This is a genomic window from Bifidobacterium simiarum, assembly GCF_002802905.1.
Lineage (GTDB): Bacteria > Actinomycetota > Actinomycetes > Actinomycetales > Bifidobacteriaceae > Galliscardovia > Galliscardovia simiarum.
The window spans coordinates 151,284-163,965 of record NZ_PEBK01000003.1 but is presented as its reverse complement, the minus strand read 5'-3'; the positions used below and the strand labels follow the sequence as shown (position 1 = coordinate 163,965).

Annotated in this window: 5 protein-coding genes; 4 read left to right on the top strand and 1 reads right to left on the bottom strand. The window is 67.5% G+C overall.

Features of this window, described 5'->3' with window-relative positions; translation table 11 throughout:
• Positions 1-93 precede the first annotated feature (93 nt).
• Entirely contained in the window at positions 94-996 is a 903-nt protein-coding gene (locus CSQ87_RS04140) for a serine/threonine-protein kinase (protein WP_100512621.1), read from the bottom strand.
• A gap of 243 nt (positions 997-1,239) precedes the next feature.
• Between CSQ87_RS04140 and CSQ87_RS04135 the strand changes: the two genes are divergently transcribed.
• From CSQ87_RS04135 to CSQ87_RS04120, 4 genes are all read left to right on the top strand, one after another.
• Positions 1,240-2,235 carry a serine hydrolase gene (locus tag CSQ87_RS04135; protein WP_165776733.1) on the top strand — a complete coding sequence of 332 codons (996 nt, stop codon included), beginning with the start codon at positions 1,240-1,242 and terminating at the stop codon, positions 2,233-2,235.
• Positions 2,236-2,353: 118 nt separating this feature from the next.
• On the top strand, positions 2,354-6,994 hold the full coding sequence (locus tag CSQ87_RS04130; protein WP_100512619.1) for a PD-(D/E)XK nuclease family protein: 4,641 nt from the start codon (positions 2,354-2,356) through the stop codon (positions 6,992-6,994).
• A complete protein-coding gene (locus CSQ87_RS04125) occupies positions 6,991-11,148 on the top strand; it encodes an ATP-dependent DNA helicase (RefSeq protein WP_100512618.1) in 4,158 nt (1,385 codons plus the stop codon). The genes CSQ87_RS04130 and CSQ87_RS04125 overlap by 4 nt, the downstream gene beginning before the upstream one ends.
• Positions 11,149-11,171: 23 nt before the next feature.
• On the top strand, positions 11,172-12,575 hold the full coding sequence (locus CSQ87_RS04120) for an MFS transporter (RefSeq protein ID WP_100512617.1): 1,404 nt from the start codon (positions 11,172-11,174) through the stop codon (positions 12,573-12,575).
• Positions 12,576-12,682: the final 107 nt, after the last annotated feature.

The window sequence follows — 12,682 nt, the reverse complement described above, 5'->3', positions numbered from 1 at the left end:
GGGAGGCGAGAAGATACCCCGCGTACGGTTTTACCAGCATAGGCGGCCACCGGACAGGGGTGGCGCGGGTGATTATGCGGATAACGATGGGGATTATGCGGACGGGGATGGGGCAGGCGGTGCCGGCGGCGGATACGGTGGCACGCCGTCGGCGGTCACCGGCGTCTGATGCCGATAGCACCGCTGCTGCACCGCCTGCATGGCGCGGGCGAAGGCCAATGCCGACGGGTAGCGGTCCTCGGGACGCTTGCTCATCGCCTTCCGCAGCACCGCCTCGAACGCCTCGGGCACGTCGTCGCGGCGGATACGCGGCAGCTCGCGGCCGATGATGACCCTCGCCAGCTCGTGGCTGTCGGCCACCCGATACCCGTATTCGAACGGCGAATGCCCCACCAGCAGCGCATACAGCGTGGCGCCCAGCGAGTAGATGTCGGACGCCTCCGAACCGCCTGAAACGCCGGACAGCACCTCGGGGGCGGCCCACGGCGTGGAGAAGCCTTCGGCCCGCTTCGCCGAATAGATGCTGGCCGCGATGCCGAAATCCGAGAGCATGGGATTGCCCCGGTCGCTCAATACGATGTTGCCCGGCTTGATGTCACGGTGGATGATGCCCTTGAGATGGACGCAGTACAGCGCCCCGGCGATCTGGATGCCCACGGTGAGCGCCTGATCGGCGGTGAGCCGGCTGATGCGGATGAACTCCTTGTAGCTGCCGCCGGCGGCGTATTCCATCACCAGATACCCGCGGTCGTCGTCGGTGACGCCGGACTCGTAGATGGTCGGGATATGCGGGTGGTCGGAGCAGTCGGCCATGAAGCTGGTTTCGGTGCGCAGCCGCATGCGCGCCCGACGGTCGGTGAGCCGGCCGTTGCTGACCTTGACGGCGACCGGGCGGTCCGGCGTGCGCTGCCGGTACAGGAACACCGTGGCGTCGCCGCCGGCGCTGAGCGTGCGCACATAGTCGTAGCCAGGCAGCGATGGTGGCTCGGCGGTCATGGGCGCTCCTTACGGTCGGCGGCGGTGGTGTGGGGGTATGGGTTACGGGGCTGCGGGGTTGTTGTGTTGCGGGGTTGTTGTGTTGCTGGGTTGTTGGCGTTGCGTCGTGGTGGCTTGGCGTCGTGGTGGCGTTGCGGTGTTGTGGTGTTGCGGCGTGCCGCACAAGGTGTTGCGGTGTTGCGGCGTGCCGTGCGGTTATGGCGTTGTGGCGTTGGTTCGCATACTAATAGCATGACGGTGTTTTTGCGCAGGATCGGTGTCGTGGCGGCGGTGGCGCTGTCGGTGATGTTGGTGGCGGCGATCGTGGCGGCGGTGGCGCTGCATGGTGGTGACGGCCTTTCCGGTGGTGCTGCGTCATCCGGTGGGGCGGCGTCCGCCGATGGTGCTGCGTCCGCCGATGGTGCCGCGTCCGCCGATGGTGCCGCGTCCGCCGGTGGGAACACCACCGCGGCCGACGGCGTCAAACGGGCCGCGGCCGTGCCCTCGGCGAATGCCACGCTGGTCGCCCGGCAGACGCGTCAGCGTGATCTCGACGCGCTTGCCGGCTCGCTGTCCCGGCGATTCGCCGATTACGGGGGAGACTGGTCGGCGTATGTGCGGGATCTGAACACCGGGGCCGAGATCGCGGTGAACGACCGGCAGGGCAAATCCGCATCGCTGATCAAGCTGTACGTGATGCTGGCGGTGTACGAGCGCATGGATCAGGGGAGACTGGCCGATTCCGCCGACGTGGACGGGCTGCTGCGGCAGATGATCACCGAAAGCTCGAATCAGGCGACCAATGCGCTGGTCATGCGGCTCGGCGGGTCCGATGCGCGGGCCGGATTGGCGGTGGTGAACCGGATCGCGGCCGAGCACGGGTTCGGACGGACGGCGATGGGTGATCTGCTGTACGACTCCGGGACCCATGATTCATCGCTCAAACACACGTCGGTTTCGGATTGCGGGCGGTTCCTGGATCTGGCATGGCGTGGCGAGTTGGTGTCGAAGGCCTACAGCGACCGGATGCTTTCGCTGCTGCTCGATCAGCGTCATCGGGCCAAGATCCCCGCCGGCGTGCCCGAGGGGACGAAGGTGGCCAACAAGACCGGCGAGATTCCGGGGGTGGAGAACGACGCCGCGATCGTCTACGCGTCGCGGCCGTATGTGCTCGTGGTGATGAGCGACGGAGTGGAGAACGATACCGCGCAGGGGCAGGTGCGCGAGATCTCGGCTATGGTCTGGCGGTCCTTGCGGTGACGGTGGATTGCATGCCCGGGTATGGGGTATCCGGGGCATGATGGTTCGCGAAACGCCGGGCGGCGGAAAAACAGGGAGATATCTCCCTGTTTCTTCGGACCGGATTTAGGCTGATGACATGACAGGACCACGAATCACCACGGATGACGCCATACGACTCGTTCGCCGCCTATTCGACGGCGAACCGCTCGATGACGAGGCCAGGCCGACCCGTACGCTGCTGGCGGTGGGTGCGCCCCGATGTGGCAAGACCACCTTTGCGTTGAGGGCGCTGCGCGAGGCGATCGACGGATTCGGCGACGAGCGATCGGTGATGGTCGTTTCCGACCGACTGCGGGCCGATGCGCTGAACCGTCGGGTGATCGCCGATCTTGGCGCGACCTCGCAGGCCAGACCGGTGACCACGCTGTCGGCGCTCGCGTTCCGCATGATCGCCCTGGAACGGTCCCATGCCGGCCGTCCGATGCCGAAACTGCTCAATGGTGCGGAACAGGACGCGCTGCTGCGGTCGGTGCTGGCCGTGCACGTCGATCATGTGCGGGCCGGCGACCAGTGCGACACCTGTCATCTGCTCATGCGGTACTTCGCCGAACCGGACTGGGCCCGACTGGTGGTGGCCCCCTCGGCGATGGCGACCGTTGAGTCGGATGGGCCTGCTGAGTCGGATGCGATCGCGAATCCGGGCGGGGCGGGCGCCGGCGCGACCAGCGAGGCCGTGCTCATTCGTGGCATCAGCGCGGAATTCGTCTCCCAGCTGCGTGACATGCTGGCGAGGATGAACGAGCTCGGCGCCTCCCGCGGCAAGGAGGATGCGATCATCGGGGCTCTGGCCGACGCCGGGGACGCCGGTCGGTCGGGGGAGCGGGTCGAGCGTCTGGCGGCCCAATGGAGGCTGGCCTTCGCCCTGCGCGCGGAATACATCGAGGCCATCGGCCGGGCCTATCCCGACGAGTTCCGTCTGGACTCCTCACGACTGCTGGTAGAAGGCTCCCGGTCGGTCGATGCCCTGTCCGACGACGAGCTGCCGAGGGCCGTGATCGTCGATGACGCGCAGGATATGACGCTTGCCGGCATGGCGTTCCTCCAGCGGCTCGCCTCCCGGGAATGCGTGCTGGTCATGACCGGCAATCCCGACGAGGCCGTGCAGGCGTTCCGCGGTTCCTACCCCGAATTCCTGTTCCTTAGGATTCCCACGGCGCCGGCATCGCAGACGCCTGAATCGGTGGTGTCGCCAGAATCGGCTGGGCCGTCCGAATCGGTGAACGATCGGGATCTGGGACGGCTCGGCGGCATGGTCGTCACGCTCGTCCCCACACCGGAAGGTCACGAGGATGGCCAAGAGACCGGCGAGGCGAGTGAGGCATGCGTGCGGGAGGATACGTACCTCGGGCTGCTTTCGGCCCGGGTGTCGCTGGGCATTTCCTCGGTCGAGGATGATCCCACGCCATTGCCGCAGCGGCCCGGCAAACTGCCGATGATGCCGGGTGCCGCACCCATCGTCCCTCTGAGCGAAACCGATCCGAGACTGCGCGACGGCACGGTCGGCAGCGCCCTGTACCGCAGTGCGGCCGAGGAGATGGACGACGTGGTGTGGCGCATCAAGCGGGCCCGCATCGTCGATGGGGACCGGTGGAACGATCTGGCGCTGATCGCCCACGACAACGCCACGGTGCGGGTGTTCGGCGAACGGCTGCGTCGCGAAGGAGTGCCGGTGCGCTATTCCTCGGTGACCCGGCCGCTGAAGGATGAGCCGTTCGTCCGGGGACTGTTCGCGCTGATCGAACTGGCCCTCATGCGGCGGGAAGGCATCGCGGGATGGCGGTCGGATCCGCGTGGCGCGGCTGCGAAGGTCCGATCCTGCGCGCTGACGGCACTGCGCTCGCCGCTGTTCACGGTGGGGGCGACCGACCGCCATGACGGGCGTCCGGTGCGGGTCTCCTCGGTGGGTGCCGCATTGCAGGCATTGGAATCTCTGGCACAGGTGACCGGGGAGAGCGCGGCCGGGGAACAGGCGGTCAGGGAGAACGCGGCCGATACGTCGGCCGATTCGTCCGAGCCGGCCGTCCAGCAATCGGCGGATACCGGGGCGAAGGGCCTTTCGGCCTTGGTCGCTGCATGGGATGACGTCTACCGGCAGTGGCGATCGGCCGAGGCCAAGGCGCATGACATGGACGCCGGGGCGAATGGCCTGACCATCGATGATTCGCTGGTCGGCGGCGTCTCGGGCGCACCGGCTCCCGAAGCCACGCCGGCCCTCGACGTGGAGTCGCTGTACCTGTTGCTGTCATTGGGCGGCGAACGTGCCGATCTCGTGCTGGATGCCGTGCAGTCCGTGTGCGGCTCCCACGGCGATTGGCGGGATCCCGATGCGCGATCCTTCGAACGGCTCTGGCAGGCGGTGCAGGCCATCGCCGACGAGATCCATGCGCTGCCGGCGATCTCGTCGGGCACGGCCGCGGGACCCCAGTATGTGCTGTGGACGGCATGGCAGGCGTGCGACGTGGCCGCACGATGGCAGCGCATGGCCCTGATCGACGGCGAGGAGGGCCGCGAGGCCAACGACCGTCTTGACGCCGCCATGCGGCTGTTCCAGTTCGCGGAAGGGGCCGGCGGCTCGGCAACCATTGGTGCCGAGGGGAAGGATGGCTCTCGTGCCAGAGGCTCCGTCGAGCACGGCATCCGCGATTTCATGTCCCGGGTGAGGGCCCTGCAGATCGAAGCGGATTCGCTGGCGCACGTCGGACCGGTCGAGGATGCGGTCAGCCTCACCACGCCCGCCGGCGCGGCCGGGCGCAGTTGGAAGCGGGTCTGGCTGCCCGCCATGCAACAGGGGGTATGGCCCAATCTGGCCGCACGCAATACGATGTTCGGCGCCGAATCACTGGCGGACGTCATGCTGCGCGGCCGCCTCGACGGCGCCGGCACGAGCCCGACGGTCGGGGACCGCCGTTTCTCCACGGTCATGCCGGTGCTCGCCGCCGAAAAGAAGGGTCTACTGGTGGCGTTGACGCGGGCCGCGCGCAGCGTGTATCTCAGTGCCGTGCTCGACGACGATCACACGCCGTCCGACTTCCTGTACGGATTCCTGCCCGAACGGTTCTCCTATGAGTCGGCGGACTACGCCGAAGTCGGCCAGAGCGGTGAGTACTCGGGACTGGAACTCAGCATGCGCGGTCTCGTCACCGCGGCGCGGCGCACGCTTGCCGCCGGCGAGTCGCAGCGAATCGACGAGTCGCCGGCGAACGGAGAGGGCACTGTGATTTCCAAGGGCACTGTGATCTCCAAGGGCACTGTGATCTCCAAGGACACCATGATCTCCGAGGATGCGATGCGGGACGCCGCCGAGACCCTGGCCTATCTCGCCGACCGCGGGCAGACCGAGGCCGATCCGCGGAACTGGCCGTTCCTGTACGACGACGGCGAACCCGACGTTGACGACATCGAGCCCACGACGGAACCGGCCGTCCCCGGTGGAGCGGTCGTGGCCAACCCCGAACCCGTGACCTCGACCACCGTGATCCTGTCGCCGTCCGCGGTGGACGGCATCTGGGCGTGCCCGGTGTGCTGGATGATGGAAAACCGGTTCGCCGGGCCGCGATCCTCCAGCGTGGTCTCCGGATTCGGCACCATCATCCACGAAGTGGCGCGACGGGCCAGCGAGGAAGGCCTCGACCTGCCCGAATATCAGGCCGACCAGCCCGCCGAGATCCGCGTGGAGCTCATCACCGCGCGCATGATGGAGATCTATCAGGAGCTGCGCATCGATCCGTCCGGCGTGCCCGGTGTGCCCGACCGGTATGCGGCCAGCCGCAAGGACGAATCGGCGCAGGAGGCCCTGCGCAACATCGCACGGTACTTTGTCCACAGCAACGAGCGCGGCTACGCACGGTTCCCCTCGGCATCCGTGGACGTGGGCCGGCTCATCGCGGCGAGGTGCGAGCTGCCGTTCCTCGCGAGATTCGGCTTCGAAGACATCCTGCGTGACTACAACGCCATTCCGGGGCGGGAGCCGGTCGAAGCCGGCGAGTTGTACGCGCTGATGGGCCTGCTGGTGGGCGGATGGCCCGACGGCATGAGCCCGGATCTCACGATCCGGCTGACCGGCCGCATCGACCGCGAGGAGATCCGCGAAACGGAACATGGCAGGATCATCCGTCTGGTCGACTACAAGACGGGCCGGGAACGCACCGCCCTGCAGGGATTCAGCGATCTTCAGCTGGTGTGCTACCAGATGGGCCTGCGCTACCATGCGGGTGGTCAGTCGGGCGGACCGGCCAATGGGCGGGTCAACGGACCCGATGGCGGCGTCGTGGCTGTCGACGGCGGCAGGGCCACGATGACGCCGGTCGCGCAGTCGGGGCTGTTCTTCGTGGCCTCTCGGCCCGATCCCTCGCACTATTCCGCGCCGGAAGGCAGCTATCAGCCCGCGCTGTTCTCCGGAGGCCGGATCACCGACGAGCCGTTCCACCCGAGATACAAGGTCAAGGAGCTGTCGAGGCTGTTCGAGGAGCCGCCGTTGCCGGAGGAACGTCCCGAAGTCATCGGGGAGAAGGCATGGGAGCGGTTCCTGGGCGAGAGGGGAGGCCAGACCATGTGGTCGCTGACGATGATCGCCCGCGTGCTGTATGCGGCCGGGGCGCTGCGCTCCGAGACCCTGCTGGCGCATCCGGATCCCGAACACGTCAAATTCTGCCGTATGCGGCACTGCTGCCCGGCCTGCGCCGGCGAAGTGCGATCGGTTATGGAGGTGAACGCATGATATTCGTACCCACCGAGGAACAGGCGGCGGTGATCGACGCTCCCGTCGACGACAACGTGCTGGTGGTCGCCGGAGCCGGCTCCGGCAAAACCTTCACCATGACCCGGAGGATCATCGCGCTGATCGAACAGGGCGTGCCCGCGGAACGGATTCTGGGCCTCACCTTCACCCGCAAGGCGGCCTCGGAACTGCTCTCCCGCGTCTCGGCCGCCGTGCTGGGATCAACGACGTCGGGAGCCAGCGCGGCGGGAGGGGATCCCGATCGGGCGTTCCTCAAACCGGAGATCTTCACCTACGACGCGTTCTTCCAGTCCATCGTCCGGCAGTACGGCCTTCTGGTGGGCATGGACCAGAACACGCAGCCGCTCAGCGCCGCCGGCGCCTACCAGCTGGCCAGCGACGTGATCGGCCGGCACATGGACCTGCTGTTCGGCGGTGCCGGAGCATCAGACGGGGCAGGGACATCGGACGGAACCGGGAGCTCCGCTGGCGGACCGGCCGCTGGAAGTGGCTCCGACGCCTCCGGCGAAGACATGGGCGCCTTCTCCACCGTCGTGGACCGTATGCTGACGCTGAGCTCAGCCATCGCCAGCTCCATGATCGGCGGGGACTGCATGTCGTTCCACGACGCCGTGACCCGCATCCGTCGCTGGGACTCCGCCTTCGAACGCCGTCTCGTGACCTTGATCGGAGACCGCGAGGTTCCCGATCAAGCGCCGAAGACCAAGTACCCCACCCGGCGCAAGAAGGACACCGACGAGGACTGGGCCGCCAAGCTCGCCGACTACGAGCGCAACTGCCGGCAGCTCATGGTCTTCAACGCGAACACCCTGCTCGGCGTGGTGCGCCGTCGGGAGATCCTGCTCACCCTGGCCGAGGAATTCCAAGAGGCCAAGCGCCGTGAGAACATGGCGGAATTCAGCGACTTCACCATCGCCGCCTACCAGCTCGTCCGCCGATTCCCCTCGATCGGCGCGGAATACCGACGCCGGTACTCGCATGTGTTCCTCGACGAATATCAGGACACCTCCACCACACAGGCCTCGTTGCTGGCCGCGCTGTTCCACGTCGACGGCGAGAGGGGACCGGCGTCCGGCCCGACGTCGGCGGTGAACGCGGTGGGCGACCCGTTCCAGTCGATCTACGCATGGCGAGGCGCCAGCCCCGGCGCGTTCCGCATGTTCCAACGGGATTTCGGCATGGACGCTACCGGAGGAGCGTCCGCGAAACCCCGACCGCTCTCCCTGACCAGACGCAACTCCCGACTGGTACTCGAAGCGGCCAACGATCTGACGATCCCGCTGAGGCAGGCGCCGAAACGGCCGGGAAGCTCGCTGATGCGGGAAGTCGACGTGCCTGCGCTCACCTGCCTGCCCGACGCCGACCTCGGCACCCTGGGCGTGTTGGGATTCACGAATCTCGGGCAGGAGATCGACGCCGTCGTGCGCTTCGCCCATCAGGTCATCGCGCAGATTGACGCCGAAACGGAAGGGAACGGCCGGGGAGAGGCCGCCCGGTCCGCCCGCGACTCCGGCCCCCATGTGGCCGTGCTCTTCCGTTCCAAGATCCCTATGCCCAGGTATCGGGCGGCGTTGGAGGCCTCCGGGCTGACCTGCGAGGTGGTCGGATACTCCGCCCTGCTGGAACAACCGCAGGTGCGCGACCTGCTGGCGCTGCTGCATGCCGTATCCGATCACACCGATTCGGCCTCGCTGATGCGGCTGCTGGCCACGCCGCGGTTCGGCCTCGGTTCCGACGACCTGACCGCGCTCGCCGGTCTCGCCGAACGGGCCAATCTCGAATACCGATACCGGGCGCTGGCCGAAGCTGGCGTCGTGCCGGCGAACATGCCCCGGGAACGATGGTCGGGGCTCGTCGCCGAGCATCGTGACCGGATCCCCAACGGCGTGTTCCTTGCCGACGTGCTGCTGGGTGACGATCTCGCCGTGAAGCTCACCCGGTCGTTCTCCGAGCGGGGCCGACGGCTGATCCTCAGGGCCGCCTCCGTGCTGCGCGACGTGGAACGGGCCATGCATCGTCCGCTGCCCGACGTCATCCGCTGCGCTGTGGAGGCGCTGGACCTTGACATCGACACCGTGGTGGCCCAGGCCATTGCCAGCGGGGGAGTCGAGGACTCTCCCACGGTCTCGCAGTCCCCGATGCAGGCGATTCTCGATCTGACAGCCTCCTACATGCAGGAGATTCCCGAGACGTCGTCACCGTCGCTGCGCGGGTTCATGGCATGGGTGGATGCGCTGGGCACGGTGCCCGAAACCGCCGCGGCCCACATCGACGAGCATGTCGACGTCACGCTGATGTCCATCCACCAGTCCAAGGGCCTCGAATGGGATGCCGTCGCCATCGTCGGCATGAAGCAGCGGGCGTTCCCCAGCAGTCAGGGCGACTATCTGTCGGTCAAACCCGATCCGGACCAGCCCGGAGGCGTGCGGGACGGCGTCTGGACGCCGCCGCAGTACCGGGAAAGCGCCCACGTCTGGCTTGAGGACCCCACGGCGGTGCCCGTGCCCGTGCGTGCGGATGCCGGCATCCTGCCGAGATTCCCCCACGACATGGACGTCGACGCGGACAAGACGGCCGGCGCGGTCGCGGATGCCGACGCCTTCGATCTGGATGAGATCGATTCGCTGGAGCGTCTCCAGCGGGAGGTCTTCGGCTTCGAAGGCCTTGAAGGCTTCGAGGCCCTCATGGGGGAGACGGATTCGTCGTCCGCGGAGGGAGGCTCCGGAATGTATCTCAGCCAACGGGAGGAATACGGCCGCCGGCTGCACGCCGATGAGCGCCGTCTGGCCTACGTGGCGCTCACACGGGCCCGCAAGGCCGCGTTGCTGACCTTCAGCGCCACCGGCGACGAGTCCGCGGTGCCCGCTCCCGATGCCAAGCCGCTGGATGCGGAAGCCAAGGCCTCGAACTTCTGGATGGAGATGCACGAGGCGTTCGTGGCCCGTCCCGAAGCGGTTCGGGAGCCGACCGGCATCGACATGAACGAGGTCGACCGGGCCCGCAAGGATGCCGTCGCCGGATTCTTCATCGGCGATCACGCGCAGGACTATGAGAACGCCGTGGTCAGCGGCCAGCTGACCGATCCCGCGCTCGGCGACGATATGCATGCCGATGACCTGCCGTGGCCGTCCCCGCTGGGGCGGCGCACCGTCGAGACCCTGCGGGCCAGTGCCCGTGCGGTGACCGAGGCGCGGCGACATATGACGGCACAAGGAGAGGACGGCAACACGCCGGCGTCCGGCGGTCTGCTGGACTATGCCCGGCAGATGACGGCAATGCGATCCGACGGATTCGGCGCCGATGACGAGACGGATGCCGCCGCGCTCGACGCCCTGCGGAACAAGGGGGAGCGCATCCTTGCGGGGAGCCGGCAGAACGTCACCGCCATTCAGGCGAGGGCCGGGATGATGGACGACCACGAGGCGCTGACGTACTGGAGCGGCATCGTACGGCCGATTCCCCGGGTCGCCTCCCCGAACGCGCAGGCGGGCACCCTCTTCCACGATTGGGCGGCGCGATTCCTGCTGCCGCAGGACATCGACGGCGAGAATGACGGCGGCGCGCTCGCCGAGACGCGTCAGGCCATGATCGACGAACTGGACGCGGCCGAGACAAGTGCCGCCGGGACAGGCACTGACGGGACAGGCACCGACGAGACAAATACCGCCGAGTCGAAAACTATCGAGCCGAATCCGGACGGGCTGCCACTCGAGATGCTGCGCTGGCGCCGTCGTCTGGCCTCCTCGCCGTGGGCCGGCCGACGGGTCGTGGCCGTCGAGCGTCCCATCGTCGCCGACATCGGCGGACTGATCGTCAACGGCAAGCTCGACGCCGTGTTCGAGGGAGGAATCGACCCGCACGACGAGACCAAGCGGCTGACGGTCATCGACTGGAAGACCGGCGCCCGTCCCCGGACCGCACCGGACGTTCGCCGCAAGCTCGCCCAGCTCGACATGTACCGGCTGCTGCTCTCACGGCTCGAGGGCATTCCGCTGGACGCCATCGACGCGGCGCTGTACTACGTGTCCGTCGCCGACGAGCGTCAGCGGCAGCTGCGCGCCGAGCCGAAGACGGAGGCTGAGATCATCGCGGAGATGGCATTGGGGATGCCGGAACAATCCGACGACGACTGAGCGAACGGCGGTACCATGGGCGAATGAGCGAGAAGAACAACGTCGTATCCGCAGTCACGGGCCGGGACGCCGCCCAGGTCGAAGATGATGTCCCGGCCGGAGACGGTATCCCCGCCAAAGGCGGCGCCAAGGCCTACGTGGTCTGGGGCGTGGCCATGGCCGGCTACATCTTCGCCGTCACCTGCCGTTCATCCCTGTCGGCCACGGGCATCGAGGCGGCCCACCATTTCGGCACCACCAGCACGGCGCTGTCCATGTTCCTGTACCTGCAGCTGTTCGTCTACGCGATTATGCAGATCCCCGGCGGCGTGCTGCTCGACCGGTTCGGCGCCCGCCGCCTGATCGCAGCCGGCGGCATCCTGATGTCGCTGGGTCAGGGACTCATGGCCGTGGCACCGGCCACGTCCATGGCCGTGATCGGCCGCGGCATCGTCGGCATGGGCGACGCGCTGATCTTCATCTCCGTGATCCGTCTGGTCTCCGCATGGTTCCCGTTCCAGCGCGTGCCCCTGATGAACCAGATCACCTCGATGCTCGGCGGCCTCGGTCAGATCATCTCGATCTATCCGTTCGTCTGGCTGCTCAAACTGACCAACTGGCAGACCGCCTTCCTCTCCCTTACGGCAATCGGCGTGATGATCTCGGCCTGCGTGGTCATGAGCGTGCGTGACCATCCCGGACAGCGCGTGCGCCGGCCCGGACTCCGTCGCCCCCAGACCGGCTCCGATCATCCCGGCCGTCCCGGTCATGCCCACGGCGGTTTCGCTGCGGCGATGCAGGGACTGAAGGCCGTGCTGAAGACGCCGGGCACGTTCTGCGGGTTCTGGGTCCATGCCACCACCTGGTTCTCCATCAACATGATGAACCAATTGTGGGGATTCCCGTTCCTGCTGGCCGTGGAGGGCTACTCGCGCGAGCAGGCGAGCGCGTATCTGGCCATCGGCATGGTCATCAACGTGGTGTGGGCGCTGTCGATGGGCCGTATCGCCGGCCTGCACCCGATCCACGGCCGCGCGGCCATCGTGTACGCGACGGTGGGATCGCAGGCCCTGTGCTGGACGATCCTCCTGCTCACCCCCGGCCCGCATCCCACATGGTTCATGGTGCTCCTGCTTCTGGCCATGTCGAGTGGCGGCCCGGCCTCGAACATCGCGTTCGACTTCGCCCGCGATACGAACCGGTCCGAGAACCTCGGCGCGGCCACGGGCTTCGCCAACACCGGCGGATTCCTCTCCTCGGCCATCATCTTCCTTGGCGTGGGCATGATGCTCGACGCGCAGGGTGCCACCGACCCGAGCCTGTACACCGACCATGTGATGCGCGTGGCCGTGCTGATCCAGTACCCGATGTGGATCATCGGCCTGACCGGATTCACCGTCATGCTGCCGAAGACCATGCGGATCCTGCGCACTAGGTTCCATCGCTAGGCCGGTTCCACCGCTAGGCTCGGTTCCACCGCTAGGCCCGGTTCCATCGCTGAGCCGGGTGCCCTGACCGGCCCGTCCCAGAGCTCGGTCCATCGGCACCGGGGCCA

Bases quoted from the DNA above. Each gene is read 5' to 3' on its own strand.
- CSQ87_RS04125 (WP_100512618.1), top strand. From the start codon at position 6,991: ATGATATTCGTACCCACCGAGGAACAGGCGGCGGTGATCGACGCTCCC.
- CSQ87_RS04140 (WP_100512621.1), bottom strand. From the start codon at position 996: ATGACCGCCGAGCCACCATCGCTGCCTGGCTACGACTATGTGCGCACG.
- CSQ87_RS04130 (WP_100512619.1), top strand. From the start codon at position 2,354: ATGACAGGACCACGAATCACCACGGATGACGCCATACGACTCGTTCGC.
- CSQ87_RS04120 (WP_100512617.1), top strand. From the start codon at position 11,172: ATGAGCGAGAAGAACAACGTCGTATCCGCAGTCACGGGCCGGGACGCC.